Origin of the sequence: Parafrankia sp. Ea1.12 (assembly GCF_900465275.1) — a bacterium.
GTDB lineage: Bacteria > Actinomycetota > Actinomycetes > Frankiales > Frankiaceae > Parafrankia > Parafrankia soli.
On sequence record NZ_UBIZ01000391.1, the window covers coordinates 15,154 to 31,345 of the forward strand.

The window sequence follows — 16,192 nt, forward strand, 5'->3', positions numbered from 1 at the left end:
GGTCCGGGACCAGCCCTGCTGATCGGCCGCGACCCGCTCACGCGCCGTCGGACCACTGCGGGCAGGTACGCCGATAGGGCTCGCCGGGCAGGTAGCGGTTCCATTCGGCGGGTGTGAGGTTGCGGCCGGCGATGCTGCAGGCGGTCGCGATCCAGTGATCGATGCCGACGTCCCAGATCTGGATGAAGCCGGTGGTGGTGCCCGTGATCGCGAGGGTGCCGCCCCGAGCGCGGGTGATGGAGTAGGCGCCGCCCTGCTGCGGGAGCGGCTCACCGATCGGCTCAAGGCTGGTGGAGTCCCACAGCTGGGCCACGCTGTGATCGCCCACATCGCTGGTGGTCATCACGACGCTTCCGTCGCGGAGGTACTCGACGCCGCCGTTGCTGAAGCCGGTCCGCAGCGTTCGCCGCAGGTCACCGGTCCGGACGTCCCGGAAGTCCACGACGCCGGCCGCGACGGTGCCGTAGCCGACGGCGAGGGTCGAGTCGTCCGGGGAGAAGGCGAGCGCCGGTGGCCCGACGGCGTCCAGCTGCCGTGTCCACACGGCGGCGCTGGTGGCGGTGTCGTAGACGGTGACGGTCCGGCGGGCGGTGTCCTCCACCGCCAGCCAGCGCCCGTCGTGGCTGAAGGAGGGCCGCAGCTCGTCCGGCGGGTTCTCCGGAGGTTGTCCCGTCCCGGGTGCCTGGTCCGCACGGCCGAGGCGCCCGACCTGGTGGGGATGGCGCGGATCACTCACGTCCCACAACTGGACCACGCCGCCGATGGCCGTCACGAGCCGACCGTTGGCCGGGCTCCACGCCGTGGCCGGCTTGGCCAGGGTGGACGGCGACGGCGGCCCGAGGACAGCGATCTCGGCCCCGCTGCTCCGGTTCCACAGCCGGAACCGCCCATCCCGGCCCACCCCCGCGATCGTCGACCCGTCCGGGCTGATCGTGGCCGGGGCCGCTACCGCCCCGCCGAGCAACGGCCCCTTCGCCGCGCCGGTGGCCACGTCCCACACCAGCACCCGCCGATCATCCACACCCAGGGTGATTATCTCGTCATCATCTGCGATGATCAGGCCGGTGGCGCGGCCGTCGTGGCCGCCGATCGTCCGTCCCAGCTGGGACGAGTCGTCGTCCAGCCGCCAGATCGCTGCCTCGGCGACGCCGCTCGTCATCAGGCGGCCGTCGGGGAGGAACGCGGACGGGACCACCGCGTGCTCGTGCAGCGGAAGCTCCGCGACCTCCCGGCCGGACTGCAGGTCGAGCACGCGGATGAAGGTCGCTCCGTCGTTCGCCGCGATCCGGCGGCCGTCACCGCTGATGACGATCCCGGGGGTGGCGTTGGTGAACCCGGTCAGCGGGGGGAACCGCGGCTGGCCGGTGTTGACGTCCCATACGGTGACCCGGTCGCCGAGGGTGGTGGGCAGCGTGGCACCGTCCGGGCCGAAGAACCCTGGTGCGCCGTCGAGGTCCCGCAGCACCTGGCCGGTGCGGGCGTCCCAGATCCGGGTGGTGGAGCCGCCGAAGGTGCCGGCGGCGAGCCGGGTCCCGTCCGCGTTGATCGGGACGATCGGGATCGCCCCGGGGCTCGCCGGGAACCGCAGCGGTGCGCCCACCTGCCTCGGCGCATCGGGACGCGACCGGTCCCACAGGGTGATCTCTCCGGAGCCGCCGACAACGAACATCCGGGTTGGATCTCGCGGGTCGAACTGCCCGTAGGCCAGGGCGTTACCGGCTCTGATCGGGGCGCCGACGATCCGCCCGTCGGCGACGTTCCACACGACGACCGTCCCGTCGTTGCCGCCGGCCGAGAGCAGGGTGGCGTCCCCGTTGAAGATCGCGAGCTGGCGGCCGGACGGCCAGCGCAGGGTGCGTAGCACCCGGCTCGTGTGCAGATCCCAGATCCGGACGGTGCCGTCACGGCGGGGCTCGGCGAGCAGGCGTCCGTCCCGACTCACCGACGGCGGCAGCGCGGCCGGCAGCAGGCCCTGCCCGTCAAAGCGGATGATCCGATCGAGGCGCGCGGGCGTGCGGGCCAGCACGTTCTGCAGGCCCGCCTCGGTCTCGCGGGACGGCTCGAGCCGGTATCCCGCAACGCCGAGCAGCAGCGCCCGGTCGACCTGGTCGGTGCCCAGGTTCGCGGCGAGCGTGGCCAGCCGCCCGGCCTGCGCGGTGCGGGTCGCGGCCTGCGCCAGCGCCGCCTGCCGGTTCGCCGTCCCACGTTGCACCACCGCCAGCGCCGTCGACGTCAACGCCACCACGAGCAACGTGGCCAGTACGGAGACGAGCGTGCGCAGTCGTCGGGCGCTGCGCCGGTCGCGATCGGCGACGCGTTCCTCGTCGGCGATCGAGGCTTCAAGGAAGGCCTGCTCCAGCGGGTTCGTGTCACCGGGGTTGGCCGCCGCCCAGTCCCGGGCGGTCTGCAACCGGGCGCCCCGGTAGAGATCGGCTGTGCTCCTCCCGGCCGTGTCCCAGGCGGTGGCGGCCTCGGTGAGATGCCGGTGGACCCTGCGCCCGTCGCGGTCGGCGTCCAACCAGTCGCGTACCCGGGGCCACTCGCGCAGCAGCGCCTCGTGCGCCACTTCGACGGTGCCGTCGGCGGCGACGACCAGCCGCCGCTCGATCAGCTGAGCGAGCACCGCCTCCATCCGCGGGATGTCGGCGAGCTCCGCGCGTGGCACCCGGCGCCGGGTCTCGGCCCCGCCCTCGCCCGGGGTGGCCAGGCGCAGGAAAAGACGCCGGACGGCCGCCCGGCCGTCGGTGTCGAACGCCTCGTAGACGCTGTCGGCCAGCCTGGTCAGCGCGCCGGCCACCCCGCCCGCGTCCCGGTAGGCGGCCGCGGACAGGACCCGCCCGTCACGACGTTCCCAGGTGGCCAGCAGGGCGGTGGACAGCAACGGCAGCACGCCGGGTCGTGGTGCGCGTCGGCCAGCACGGTGTCGATGAACTCCGGCTCGGTCTCGAGGCCGGCCACCCGGGCGGGCCGCTCGACGGCCTGCCGCAGCTCGTCGGGTGTCATCGGGCCGACCAGCACACTGTTGTCGACGAGGCGGGCAAGCTCCGGGTAACGCGCGAAACGCCCGTAGTAGTCGGCGCGCACGGTGAGGACGACGCGCAGCCGCCCGTCCTCCCGCCGCAGCGCGCGGACCAGCTTGTCGATCAACAGCTCCCGGTCGCCGTCCCGCCAGGCGGTGAACGCCTCCTCGAACTGGTCCAACACCAGCAGGCGGACGGCGGACGCCGGCCCGGCACCCGCCCCGACTCCCCCGGCCTGCGGGCCGACAGCCGTCACGTCGGCCACGCCCGCGTCGGTGGCGCCAGGGCCGTCGGCCCGATCGGTGTCGAACATCGCCAGGTCGGCCACGCCGATCGCGCCCGTTCGCACGACGCGGATGTCCCAGCAGTCGCTTCCCGGGAGGACGCCGGCCCGCAGCGCGGGGACCAGCCCGGCCCGCACCACCGACGACTTCCCGGAGCCGGACGGGCCGACGACGGCCAGCAGGGCCGCCGCCGCGCACCTGGTCACCAGCTGGTCGATGACCCGGTCCCGGCCGAAGAAGTAGCGGACGTCCTCCTCGTCGAAGCGGGCCAGGCCCTTGTACGGGCACACCAGAGCGGAGCCGGTGCCGTCCACGGCGCCGGTGCCGTCCGGGCCACCCGGGCTGATCGCCTCCGAGCCGCTGGCACCGCCCCCGGTACTCGCGCCAGGCTCGAGCTGCTCACCCTCGGCACGGCGCATCCGCGCCTGTCTCAGGCGCAGGATTTCGGCGATCATCGCGCGCTCGGCGGCGTCCAGCTCCCGTCGGCCCGTCTCCACCTTCGCCGCGGTCTCGCCGACCCGTTGCGCGGCGCGCGCGGCGGCCCAGGCCGCGCTGTCGGCGTGGATCCTGCGGGGGACGCCGGCGCTGGACGCGCCCACCGCCGCGAGCGCGGCCGGCAGCTCGTCGCCGTGGACGTAGCTGGCGACGATCTCGGCGAGCTGCTCGGGGGCCAGTGGGCCGAGCCGCAGCGCACGCCACGCTCCGCCCGCGCCGAGCCGCCCCGAAGGCCTGGCGGTGACGACGACGAGGACCGGCAGCCCGGCGACGTCGCCGGCGATCCGATCCCACGGGTCGCGGTCGCCGGCGGAGTGCTCGCCGGGATCATCGACGATCACCAGCGTCGGGCATTCCGCGGCCGACCGTGCCAGCTCCTCGGCAGAGGTGACCGGCAGGTTCTCCAGGCCGAGGACGACGTCGGCGCCACGGGCCGCCACCCGGCGCGCGAACTCCGCCACCAGGCGGCTGACACCCATCCCCGCTTCGCCTTCGACGATGACCACGTCACCGCTGTCGCTGTCGAGGACCCGATCCCAGGCTCGTTCGAGCCAGCGCAGGTCCGCCTCCCGCCCAGCCAGCGGGTTGCGATCCGCACCGATAGCGGCGGGCACGGGCCGCGGCCGGACCGGGCTCGGCACCGGGCAGTCAGCACCGGCGAGGATGGCGGCGTACAGCGCCTGCAGCCGCGCGCCCGGATCCACGCCCAGCTCGTCGGTCAGGTGCCGGCGTGCCGAGTGGTACGCGGCCAGGGCCTCGGCCTGCCCGGCGGACTCGTACTGGGCGACCATCAGCTGGCCCCAGAAGCGCTCCCGCAGCGGATGGCTGGTCACCAGCCGCCGCAGTTCCCCGACCAGGGCGGCTGCCTCGCCCAGCGCGAGGTCCAGGTCGATGCGGTCCGCGATCGCCGCGAGCCGCTGCTCGTCGAGGCGGCGACGCTCCGCCACCGCGAACGCGGCCTCGCCGAGGTCCTCGTAGGCGTCCCCGCGCCATAACCGCAGCGCCCGGCGCAGTCTGGCTGCCGCAAGCTCGGCAGAGCCGCCGTCCCGGGCCCGCCGCGCCCCGTCCACCAGCCATTCGAACTGCCCGACGTCGACGGCGGTGGGACCGGCACGCAGGCTGTACCCGGCCGCGGTGGTGACCAGCACCTGCCATTCGGCCGAGGACCGGCCGGGCTCCAGTACCCGGCGCAGTCGGGAGATGTTGCCCTGGAGGGTCTTCTCCGCGGTCGGGGGCGGCGTGGCCCCCCACAGCCCGTCGATCAGCCCTGGCACCGACACGACCCGGTTGTGCCGGGACAGCAGCAGGCCGAGCAGGGTGCGTTCACGGGGGCCGTGCAGCCGCAGGGGCACGCCGTCCAGCCGCACCTCCAGCGGCCCGAGGGCACCGAACCACAGCCCGGAGGCAGCGGTTGACATACCGTCCCCGGACACGTGCGGGTGCCTCCTGCTTCTCCGGCCCGACCGCGTTCAGGACCGGGTCGTGGCAGTTGGTGATGAGGTTCGATATCGCCCCGGATTCTGCCGCAGATCACCCGGACGCCGATGACATTCGGCAGTCGGGTCGCCGTGCTGTACATCCTGGGCGTACGGGACGACGTCCTTCGCCACTTCGGCTCCGGCCCATGCAGTCTGGCTGCATGGGGCAGAAGACGATCGACGGCAACGAGGCGGCCGCTTCGGTGGCCTACCGGGCAAGCGAGGTCATCGCCATCTACCCGATCACCCCTGCCTCGGGAATGGGCGAGCTCGCCGACGTGTGGGCGGCCGGGGGACGCCCGAACCTGTGGGGCGGGGTGCCCGAGGTGGTCCAACTGCAGAGCGAGGGCGGCGCCGCCGGCGCCGTCCACGGCGCCCTGCAGGCGGGTGCGCTGTCCACCACCTTCACCGCGTCGCAGGGACTCCTGCTGATGCTGCCCAACATGTTCAAGATCGCCGGCGAGCTCACGCCGATGGTTCTCCATGTGGCCGCCCGGACCCTGGCCACGCAGGCATTGTCGATCTTCGGTGACCACAGCGACGTGATGGCGGCGAGGTCGACCGGCTTCGCCATGCTGTCCTCGGCGTCTCCGCAGGAGGCGCACGATCTCGCCGCGGTCGCGCACGCGGCCACTCTCGAGACACGCGTGCCGTTCCTGCACTTCTTCGACGGCTTCCGCACCTCGCACGAGCTGAACGAGGTCACGCTGCTCGGCGACCCGACGCTGGCCGGCCTGCTGTCCGAAACCCACGTCGACGCTCATCGCCGCCGCGCGCTGTCCCCGGACCACCCGGTGATCCGCGGCACCACCCAGGACCCCGACACGTTCTTCCAGGCCCGCGAGGCGGCCAACACCTACTACGCCGCCGTCCCGGGCGCCGTGCAGCGGGCGATGGACCAGCTGGCCGCGGCGACGGGCCGGGCCTACCGCATCTTCGAGTACCACGGCCACCCGGAGGCCGAGCGGGTCGCGGTGATCATGGGGTCGGGCCGGTCGGCGGTGCGCGACGCGGTCAGCCGGCTGATGGCGCGGGGCGAGCGGGTCGGGTTCGTCCAGGTCCGCCTGTACCGTCCCTTCGACAGTGCGGCGTTCCTCGCCTGCCTGCCGCCGACGGTGCGTTCGGTAGCCGTCCTCGACCGGACGAAGGAGCCGGGCGCGACGGGCGAGCCGCTGCGCCTCGACGTCCTGGCGGCGCTCGCGGAGCGGCCCGAGCGCATGCCGCGGGTGATCGGTGCCCGCTACGGGCTCGCGTCGAAGGAGTTCACGCCCGCGATGGCGGCGGCGGTGTTCGAGGAGCTGGCGCGGGAGAACCCGCGGCGCGAGGTGACGGTCGGCATCGACGACGACGTCACGCACCTGTCCCTGCCCGCGGACGAGGACAGGTTCCCGGAGCCGGACGACGTCCGGCGCGCCGTGTTCTACGGCCTCGGCAGCGATGGCACCGTGGGCGCCACCCGCACCACCGCCGGCATCGTCGGCGACCACACGCCGCTGCACGCGCAGGCCTACTTCGTGTTCGACTCCAAGAAGTCCGGCTCGATGACGGTGTCGCACCTGCGGCTGGCGCCACGGCCGGTGGACGCGCCCTGGCTGATCCGGGACGCCCAGTTCGTCGGCTGCCACCAGTGGTCGCTGCTGGACCGGGTCGACGTCCTCGCCGTGGCCGGGCAGGGTGCCACCGTCCTGATCAACACCTCGTACCCACCGGATCAGGTGTGGGACCACCTGCCGGCCGAGGCCCAGCGGCACCTGCTGGCCAGGAGCGCACGGCTGTTCGTCGTCGACGCCGACCGGGTGGCGGCGACGGCCGGCATACCCGGCATCGTCAGCCCCGTCCTGCAGACCTGCTACCTACGGCTGTCCGGCCTGTTCGAGCCGGCCGAGGCGGTCGCCGCGGTGAAGGAGGGCGTCCTCGCCAGCCAGCGCAAGCGCGGGGAGGAGATCCTGCGCCGCAACACCGCGGCCGTGGACGCGGCCCTGGGCGCCCTGCGCGAGGTCGACCTGCGCGACCGCACCGTCACCGGGCCGGCGCGCCGGCGCCTGGTCGGCGACGTACCCGAGTTCGTCCGGCAGGTCACAGCCCGGATCATGGCCGGTGAGGGGGGCCTGCTCCCCGTCAGCGCGCTGCCGGTCGACGGCACGTTCCCGGTGGGGACGGCCCGGTACGAGAAGCGCGGCATCGCCCGCGAGCTCCCGGTCTGGGATCCCGAGCTGTGCGTCAGCTGCGGCAAGTGCGCCATCGTCTGCCCGCACGCGGCGATCCGGATGACACTGTTCGACCCGGCGCGGCTCGCCGACGCCCCGCCGTCGTTCCGGCACACCCGCCCGAAGGACCCCCGGCTCGGGGAGTACCGGCTCACGATCCAGGTCGCGCCGGACGACTGCACCGGCTGCGGTGTCTGCGTCGAGGCGTGCCCGGCGAAGAGCCGGGAGATGCCGGACCACCGGGCGCTCGACATGGTCGACGCCGACTCCCGGTTCGCCGAGGAACGGACCAGCTGGGCCTTCCACGAGACCCTGCCGGCGGTCGAGCCGCGGCTCGCCTCGGCGGCCACCGTCCGTGGCTCGCAACTGCGGGAGCCGCTGTTCGAGTTCTCCGGGGCGTGTGCCGGCTGCGGGGAGTCGCCCTACCTGAAACTGCTCACCCAGCTGTTCGGTGACCGCATCGTGGTCGCGAACGCCACCGGCTGCTCGTCCATCTACGGCGGGAACCTGCCCACCACGCCGTGGACGGCCAACGCCGACGGCCGCGGCCCGGCCTGGGCGAACTCCCTGTTCGAGGACAACGCCGAGTTCGGGCTGGGCATGCGCCTCGCGCTCGACGCCCGGGCCCGGGAGGCCCGCCGGCTGCTGCGCGCCGAGGGGGCTCTGGTATCCGACCGGCTCGTCGAGGCGATCCTGGACGCCGACCAGTCGACCGAGGCCGGCATCGCCGACCAGCGCGACCGGGTCGCCGAACTGCGGCGCCGGCTGGCGGGCGGCGAGCACGCCGCCCGGAACGGGCCCACCGCCCGGCTGGACGCCCTCCTCGACGACCTCGTCGCGAAAAGCGTGTGGATCGTCGGCGGTGACGGCTGGGCCTACGACATCGGCTTCGGCGGCCTCGACCACGTGCTCGCCTCCGGGCGCGACGTCAACATGCTCGTCCTCGACACCGAGGGGTACTCCAACACGGGCGGGCAGGCGTCGAAGTCGACGCCGCGGGCGGCGGTCGCGAAGTTCGCGGTCGGCGGCAAGCGGACCCGCAAGAAGGACCTCGGCCTGGTCGCGGCGGCCTACGGCGACGTGTATGTCGCGCAGGTGGCGCTCGGTGCCAACGACGCGCACACGGTGAAGGCCTTCAACGAGGCGGCCAGCTGGGACGGCCCGTCGCTGATCATCGCCTACAGCCACTGCATCGCCCACGGCATCAACATGACCGACGGCATGGCGCACCAGAAGGCGGCGGTGCGGTCCGGCTACTGGCCCCTCTACCGTTTCGACCCGCGGGCGGAGGAGCAGCCGTTCTCCCTCGACTCCCGGGCCCCGTCGATCCCGTTCAGCGAGTTCGCCGCGACCGAGTCCCGCTTCACCCGGCTCGGCACGGCCAACCCCGAGGAAGCCGACCGGCTGGAGGCTCTCGCGCAACGCGACATTCTCGGCCGGTGGCGCGGCTACGAACACGAGGCCGCCCAGAGCCGCCCGAGCCAGGACGGCTGATCCGCATGGTTCTACCGCGCTACCTGGTCGAAAGCGGTCGGTTCCTCCATTTCTCGTCGAGGGTCTCGGGCGGGGGCGGGGCACCGAGGTCCCGCGGCTGGTATCCCTCGGGATAGCCGGGGTAGGTGCGGGTCCTGGGATCCCAGGCGAACTTGATGCGCCGCCGCGGCGGAAGCCGCCGGATCACGGCCGAACGGGCCCGCAGCGAACCCGTCGCGGCCCGGCACATCCATGCCGGCGCCGGGTCGAATCCGAAGGCGCTCAGCATGGTCTCGTCGAGCAGCGACCGCACCCCGACCCGCACCACCGGACGCAGCCGGGCGGGAAACCAGCCGGCGAACATCTCGGTCGTGTACGTCCCGATCCTGCGGTTGCTCTCGGCGAACCGGAAGGTCTCCTGCTCGTACTCGTGTTTGAAGGTGCGGAAGACGTCGAAGTCGGCGGGTATGTCGCGGATACCCATCCGCAGCCCGACCTCACGGTAGAACTGGAACGCGGCGATGGTCTCGTGATCGGTCAGCCGGCGCCAGCCGTGGGAGTTGATCCAGTCGATCGGCTCGTAGATGAAGGTGGTGAGCACGTAGCGCATGTCATCGTTGTCGATGGCGTAGCGTCCGTGGATCCGATTGATCACCCGCAGTGCCTCGCGGCCGCGCGGAGAGTCGTAGCCGACGGCGGTGAGCTCCCCCATCAGCAGGGCGGTGTCGTCGTAACGCTTCTGCGGCCGCTCCCGGAACTCACCCGTCGCCTCCAGCAGCGCCGAGACCGTCGGGACGCAGTAGGTCCGGAACAGGGCGAACTCGAGCGCCCGGCGGTAGTCCCACGGGAACTCGTACCCCGAGGAGATCCGGTAGATCTCGTGGTGATCGGCCACCGGATCCAGCTCAAGGATCCGGCGCACCCATCTGTCGCGGTCAGTGAACATTCAGGCCAGCTCGTCCCGCCATTCGGATCACCGTCGCCCGGCGATTCCCCACCGACTGATCCCATCAGTTCGGACGCGCCCCGACGCGTCCCGACGCGCCGCGTCCCGACGCCAGCTATGCGAGCGGGGCGACACGTGGCGACGCGGCCGCCGTCAGATGCCGTGCGGACCCGGCGCCGCAGGGCATCTGACGTGCGCTGGGCGACGGCGTCAGGCCGCGGGACGGTTGATGTCGGGGATCTGGACGGGAGTGGTCTGGGTCGAGGTGCCCCCGTTGAGGAACGCCATGGCCACCGCTCGGATGAACTGGTCGAAGAGGTAGAAGTTGGCCGGCATGAGCGGGAGGAGTCCCTCACGGAACAGGATGTACGCCGGCCAGCCGACCTTGATGATCGCGGCCGAGGCCAGGTCACGTGGCAGCGCGAGCCAGTTGGCGACCGTGTCGCCGAGCACGTAGCGGGTGAACTCGTTGAGGAAGCCGCGCGTGACGCCCAGGTCGACCTGCGAGACGAGCCCGAGCAGGACCTCGGCGAGCGCCTTGCCCTCGGTGGTGGGCAGCAGGATCGGTGAGAGCACCTGGGCCGACTGGGCGTGCGGTCGGCCCACGTCTTGGGAATGTACTCGTCCTTCACGCCGAGCAACGAGATCGCCACCTGCCAGCTGTGGAGGAAGGCGTTCTCATCGGCGGTCGACATCGGGATCTTCCATTCCTTCAGCTTGGAATGCACGAAGGTCCCCAGGCTGTGGAAGGTGACGAGGATGTCGCCGTTGCTGATCGGGATCGTCTCGGTCGCCCCCGACTTCCACTGCGGCAACTGCGGCAGGAGATGACGGACCGCGGCGTGCACCATCCGAGTCTTGTTCGCGGTGACGATGAACTTCCCGTTCGACTCGAAGGCGTTCAACTGGCTCAGGTCGTACCCGAAGGTGAAGGTCTTCGCCGCACGGTCCTTCATGTCGGCGCCGCCCTTCGACCAGTACACCGACCTGGCCTCTCGCGGGATGACCGTGCTCATGATTCCGCTGCCCAGTCCATACAGCATGAACAGATAGGTGTCCTTGCGCCGGTTGAAGTCGGCCGCGCGACGCAGCTGGCTCACGTCGGCCCACGACGGTAACTTGTTGGACTGCTGCAGGAAAGCGGTGACGTCGGCCGGCAGACCAGTCGGCAGGGGATGGTTGTTGTTGACCCAGGGACCGATGGCCGCATTGACCGCGGGCACCTGGCCGTTGTCGAGGACGGAGGCCATCGCCCGGTCGATGGTGTCGTCCCAGACCCACTGAGCCTTTCCGCGTGACTTTCGGTCACCGCGTGTGAGCGTCGCGGGGTGTAGTTGACGCGGGTGAGACTGAGGGCCGTGGCAAGGAAACGCGGGACCTCTGTTAGGAAGTCTGGTCCGACCAAAGATCAGCTTCTGAGAGGCCCCGCGTCCACGTGAGTGTCACATATACCGCCGAGCTGTCCCTCGGTGACCACACCGTCGACCGGCTGGAGGCCCTGCTGGCCGCGGAGCGGGCCCGCCGCGGCACCCGGGCGGGTAGGCGGGTGCTGGACTGCCGGGCGCAGGCCGTGCTCGTGCTGCGCTGGTTCGTCGACGGCACCCGGGTGTCCCAGCTCGTCCGCGACAACCAGATCGGCCGGTCGACGGGCTACGACTACCTCCACGAGGGCATCGCGATGCTGGCCGCGCAGGCCCCCGACCTGCGCAACGTACTGCTGGCGGCGAAGGCCGCCGGCTACGGCCACGTCATCGTGGACGGCACGGTGATCGAGACGGACCGGGTCCGCGCTCCCGGCCCGACCACTGGTGTGGATCTCTGGTGGTCCGCCAAGGTCCACAACCATGGTGGGAACATCCAGGTTGTCTCCGCCCCGGACGACGGCTGGCCGCTGTGGACCTCGGAGGTCCGACCCGGCCGCGAGCACGACACCACCGCGTTGCGCGCCTCCGGCGCCCTGCCCGTCCTCGGGTGGTGGGCCGCAGGCGGTGGCGAGGTCCTCGCCGACCTCGGTTACGAAGGGCTACAGGACCAGGTCGCCGTCCCGTTCAAGAAACCGAAAGGCAAGGCCCTCCCCGACGACCAGAAGAAGCACAACCGGGTTCACAACGCCCTGCGCGCCGTCGGTGAACGCGCGAACGCGCTACTCAAGAGCACCTTCCGCACCCTGGGCAACATCAGCCTCGACCCCTGGAAGATCGGCAGGATCGTCGCCGCCGCTCTCGTGATCCTCCACATCGAACACGACCGCACCACCTGACAGCCACCACGGACCGCACGACCTTGTGAATCACACACCGTAACGGACGGTTACACGGAAAGGCTCACTGTACTGCCAGACGACGGCATCCTCCGTCAGCTCACCGTCGTCGCGGAACCAGACCGCGACGCCCATCCCCAGGTCGAGGATGGCGTACGAGGCCAGCCGCGCGGACGCCATCTCGAACAACCCCGCACGCATCCCGGCCTCGATCAGGTCACGAAAACAGCCGTGGCTGTGGGCCCGGTACAGCACTTTCCACCAGCACGGAAGTCTCGCCGGCCGGATGCAACAGGCCGTCCAGGTCGCCTGCCCGGCCGGACGCACGGACCCGTTCGGGTGCTAATCGTCCAGGTCTGTCGGGACGACCAGAACGGGCCGCTTCGCCCAGTTGACCACCCGATGGGAGACCGAGCCGGTCAGCAGCCGCTCCAGGACGACCCCGCCGCCGTGCCGGGTGCCGATGACGATCGCGTAGGCGTCGACGCTGTCGGCCACGGCGAGCAGGCGCGCCGCGGGATCCCCAGCCAGGACGTGCAACCGCCAGGGCACGGCGCTGCCCGCCAGTGTCCGTTCCGCCAGCGTGCGGACCTCCCTGGTCCGGGCATCCTGGTCAGCCCTGAGGAACCGCTCGGACAGGTGCCGCCCGGGCACCGTGGAGACCATCACGCGGATCTCTCCGCGGCTGAAGGGTTGGACGTGGACGACATCGAGTTCCGCGCCCAGCTGCCGCGCGAGGTCAGCCGCCCGAACCAGGGCGGCGGGAGCTGCTTCCCGGGTGTCGACCCCGACAACGATGTGCTGCATACCCACAGGGTTTCCGCCAGCGGCCCGGCTAGGCATAGTCCGGCGGACTCCTCCCGCGGCCGCGGAGGGCACGCGGACCGGATCCAGGAGTGTCCGATCAGGCGGACACCTAACGCCCGCGTGCCCGTCCTCCGGAGTCGGCGCCTGGGTACCCAGACCGCGAGCATGGGGAGTCGCTCCCGATGTCGGGACGCCTTGCCGCGCCGAGAGTGGAGACACCGGACGGCAGCGGGCCGTCGGATCGAAAGGAGCAGACCATGCCTCGCTTTGTCATCGAGCGCGAGATCCCCGGCGCCGGGAACCTCAGCCAGGAGGAGCTGGCCGAGATCGCGCAGACCTCCAACGAGGCCGTCGCGTCGCTGGGGGTGCCCTACACCTGGGTGAACAGCTACGTCACCGACGACAAGATCTACTGCGTGCACGAGGCGGAGGACGCGGAGACCATCCTCGAGCACGCCCGTCGCGGTGGCTTCCCGGCCAACAACGTCTCGGCCGTCGCGAACGAGTTCGGCCCGCAGACCGCCGCGACCGCGACCCCGCGGTGACCGCGGCCCCGATGACGGGGCCGACGCTCCGGCGGGGCGCCCGAACCTTTCACCTCGGCGCCCCGCCCGCCCGCCTCTACCCTGACCACGTGGATCTCCTCGAACGGGACCGCGAGGTCGCCGTCGTCCGCGCGGCGATCGACCGGGCGGCGGCCGGGCAGGGGTCGGGCGTCGCGGTCACCGGGGAGTCTGGCGCGGGCAAGTCGGCCCTCCTCGCGGCGGCCCGCGCGGCCGCGCCCGGCCCGCGTTTCCTCCTCGGCGGCTGCGACCCGCTTCTGACGCCCCGGCCGCTCGGTCCGTTCCGCGACATCGCCGCGGCCGCCGGCCTGGGACCGCTGCTGCCCGGTGAGGACAGGGTCAGAGGTGAGAAGGCCGGTGACCGCGGCGCGGAGCTGGCGCTCGCCGGCGTCTGCGAGCGGATCTACGAAGCACTGCGCGACGAGACGACAGTCCTGGTGGTCGAGGACCTGCACTGGGTCGACGCCGCCTCGGTCGAGGTGCTGCGCTTCCTCGCGCGCCGGGTCGACGCGATGTCGCTGGCGCTGCTCGTGAGCTACCGGGACGACGAGATCGGTCCAGGTCACTCGGCTCGCCCGCTGCTCGGCGACTTCGCCCGGCTGGCCGGCCTGCGGACCCTCGACCTGCGGCCGCTGTCCCTCGACGCCGTCCGCGCCGTCGTCGGGGGCACCCGGCTGGAACCGAGCCGCGTGCACGAGCTGACCGGCGGCAACCCGTTCTTCGTCACCGAGATCGCCAAGGAGCCCGACCGCCCGCTGCCGACCTCGGTGCGCGACGCGGTGCTCGCCCGTACCACCGACGTCACGCTGGACGACGTCGAGGTGCTGCAGATGGTGGCGACCGCGCCGGACCGGCTCGACGACCGGGTGCTGCCCGCGCTCGGCGTCGACCTGCCCACGTTGCGCCGCCTCGACACGACCGGCCTGCTCACCCGGGCCCGCGGCGGTCTGGTCTTCCGGCACGAGCTCGCGCGCCAGGCCGTCGAGAGCACGATCCCACCGGGCGGCGCCCCCGGTTGCACGCCCGCCTGCTGGCCGCGCTGGAGCGAATCGAGCCGCGCGATCCCGCCGTCCTCACCCACCACGCGGTCGTGGCCCGCGACGGGGCCCGGGCGGCCGAGTACGCGACGGCCGCCGCCCGCCAGGCGACCCAGGCCGGTTCGCACAGCGAGGCGGCGACGTTCTTCGAGATGGCGCTGGAGCACCTCGGAACGGCGCCCGCGCTCGACCGGGCCGACCTGCTCCACAGGCTCGCGATCGAGCAGTACATGACCAGCCGCCTCAGGGAGGCGATCGCCACCGTGAGCGCGACGTTCCCGCTCTGGCAGCAGGCCGGCGACCAGGCTGGACTCGCGGCGGCGTACGACACCTGCGCCGTGTTCGAGTACTACAACGGCCGGCGCCGGCAGGCGGAGGCACACGCCGGGCGCGCCGCCGCCCTCTCGGCCGGGCCGGAGCTGGAGCAGTCCCACGCCCGCGCCCACACGACCCGGGGCTACCTCGCCTACATGCGCGGCGAGGTGACCCTGGCTCGTCGCTACCTCGACGGCGCGATCGACGCCGCGGACCGCCACGGCCAGGCGGAGCTGGCCCAGCGCGGGCGCATCCTGCGGACCTCCGCCGCCCTGCTGGCCGGGGACACCGGCGCGCGGACCCCGCTGGCCGACGACGACGAGCCGCTGCGCCGGCTGGCGGTGCTCTCCGCGCTGGCCGAGCGGATGTGGCTCACCGAGGTGTCCGACCCCCGGGTCACCCGCGCGGCGGCCGCGATCGCCGAAACCGGGACGCGCGCCGGTACTGCCGGCACGGCCGGCGGGGCGGGGATCGCCGGGACGGCCTGGGCCGCCGGCGACCTCGCGGTCTGGCTGGCCCGGCTCGGGCTGCTGAGCCAATGGCCCGACGAGGTCGCGCCGCCGTTCCGGCTCAGCCTCGCGGGCGATCACGACGAGGCCGCGCGTGGTGGCGCCGCACCGGTGAGCCCTTCACCGCGGCAATGGCCCTGTGCGACTCCCCCGACCCCGGCCAGCGGGCACGCGGCGTGGAGCTGCTGGACCAGCTCGGCGCCACCGGCACCGCCGACCGGCAGCGGGCGGCCCTGCGTCGCGACGGCATCACCCAGCTTCCCAGGCGGCCCCGCACGAGCACCCGGGCGAACCCGGCGGGCCTGACGAACCGTCAGCTCGACGTCGCCAAGCTGGTCGCCCGAGGGCTGACCAACGCCGAGATCGCCACCCGTCTGTACATCTCGGTGAAGACCGCCGACCACCACGTCTCCGCCATCCTCACCAAACTGGACCTGCCCACCCGCCGGGCCGTAGCCCTGCGCGCCGACGAGCTCGGCCTCGTCTGACCCGGCACGCAACAGGACCCCGCGCGGTCTGCGCTGTCTGGCGCATCAGGCGGCCAGCATGGCGACCGGGCCGCCGCCCGGCCCGGCTGCCCAGGACAGGGTCAGGCACTCGCGAGGCCGTTTGAGGTGCGCACGATGTTCACGATGCCACGCATGATGTCGGTCAGCCCGTAGTCCTTCGGGGTGAAGACGGCCGCAACACCGAGCGTCGCCAGGCGTTCCGCGTCCGCGGGCGGAATGATCCCGCCGACCACGACCGGGACGTCCCCGAGACCAGCCGCACGCAGCCCGTCCAGCACCTCGGGCACCA

9 protein-coding genes and 3 pseudogenes are annotated in these 16,192 nt (G+C 72.5%); 6 read left to right on the forward strand and 6 right to left on the reverse strand.

The features are described from left to right. Positions 1 to 37: 37 nt before the first annotated feature. Positions 38 to 5,217, reverse strand: a pseudogene (locus FMEAI12_RS40115) (BTAD domain-containing putative transcriptional regulator). A 221-nt stretch (positions 5,218 to 5,438) separates the two neighbouring features. On the opposite strand from FMEAI12_RS40115, the gene nifJ reads away from it, so the two are divergent. After that, the gene (gene nifJ, locus FMEAI12_RS22400) at positions 5,439 to 8,978 is read left to right on the forward strand and encodes a pyruvate:ferredoxin (flavodoxin) oxidoreductase (RefSeq protein ID WP_112107729.1); all 3,540 of its coding nucleotides are present in this window, start codon (positions 5,439 to 5,441) and stop codon (positions 8,976 to 8,978) included. 19 nt (positions 8,979 to 8,997) lie between these two features. Here the strand turns inward: nifJ and FMEAI12_RS22405 are convergent, their stop codons facing one another. Then, positions 8,998 to 9,903, reverse strand: a complete 906-nt coding sequence (locus FMEAI12_RS22405) for an oxygenase MpaB family protein (RefSeq protein WP_112107730.1) — start codon at positions 9,901 to 9,903, stop codon at positions 8,998 to 9,000. 210 nt (positions 9,904 to 10,113) lie between these two features. Continuing rightward, positions 10,114 to 11,186: pseudogene (locus tag FMEAI12_RS40120) on the reverse strand (oxygenase MpaB family protein); the annotation flags it as partial. A 152-nt stretch (positions 11,187 to 11,338) separates the two neighbouring features. On the opposite strand from FMEAI12_RS40120, the gene FMEAI12_RS22415 reads away from it, so the two are divergent. Beyond that, complete coding sequence (locus FMEAI12_RS22415; protein ID WP_112107731.1) at positions 11,339 to 12,163, forward strand: transposase family protein; 825 nt, start codon at positions 11,339 to 11,341, stop codon at positions 12,161 to 12,163. A gap of 30 nt (positions 12,164 to 12,193) precedes the next feature. Here FMEAI12_RS22415 and FMEAI12_RS22420 read toward each other — a convergent pair whose 3' ends face one another. After that, positions 12,194 to 12,418, reverse strand: coding sequence for a hypothetical protein (locus tag FMEAI12_RS22420; RefSeq protein WP_235014318.1), 225 nt, complete (start codon positions 12,416 to 12,418; stop codon positions 12,194 to 12,196). 87 nt (positions 12,419 to 12,505) lie between these two features. After that, complete coding sequence (locus tag FMEAI12_RS22425) at positions 12,506 to 12,970, reverse strand: universal stress protein (protein ID WP_112107732.1); 465 nt, start codon at positions 12,968 to 12,970, stop codon at positions 12,506 to 12,508. Between the two features lie 257 nt (positions 12,971 to 13,227). Between FMEAI12_RS22425 and FMEAI12_RS22430 the strand changes: the two genes are divergently transcribed. From FMEAI12_RS22430 to FMEAI12_RS38520, 4 genes are read left to right on the forward strand one after another with little or no spacing between them, the layout of a single operon-like run. Further along, entirely contained in the window at positions 13,228 to 13,515 is a 288-nt protein-coding gene (locus FMEAI12_RS22430) for a DUF4242 domain-containing protein (protein ID WP_112107734.1), read from the forward strand. A gap of 11 nt (positions 13,516 to 13,526) precedes the next feature. Next, positions 13,527 to 14,804 carry an AAA family ATPase gene (locus tag FMEAI12_RS37300; protein WP_200835379.1) on the forward strand — a complete coding sequence of 426 codons (1,278 nt, stop codon included), beginning with the start codon at positions 13,527 to 13,529 and terminating at the stop codon, positions 14,802 to 14,804. After that, the gene (locus FMEAI12_RS38515; protein WP_235014319.1) at positions 14,723 to 15,700 is read left to right on the forward strand and encodes a proline-rich domain-containing protein; all 978 of its coding nucleotides are present in this window, start codon (positions 14,723 to 14,725) and stop codon (positions 15,698 to 15,700) included. Before FMEAI12_RS37300 ends, FMEAI12_RS38515 begins: the two co-directional genes overlap by 82 nt. Positions 15,701 to 15,756: 56 nt before the next feature. Continuing rightward, a complete protein-coding gene (locus FMEAI12_RS38520) occupies positions 15,757 to 15,882 on the forward strand; it encodes a hypothetical protein (RefSeq protein WP_235014321.1) in 126 nt (41 codons plus the stop codon). A 101-nt stretch (positions 15,883 to 15,983) separates the two neighbouring features. Here the strand turns inward: FMEAI12_RS38520 and FMEAI12_RS22440 are convergent. Further along, positions 15,984 to 16,192, reverse strand: a pseudogene (locus tag FMEAI12_RS22440) (protein meaA); the annotation flags it as partial.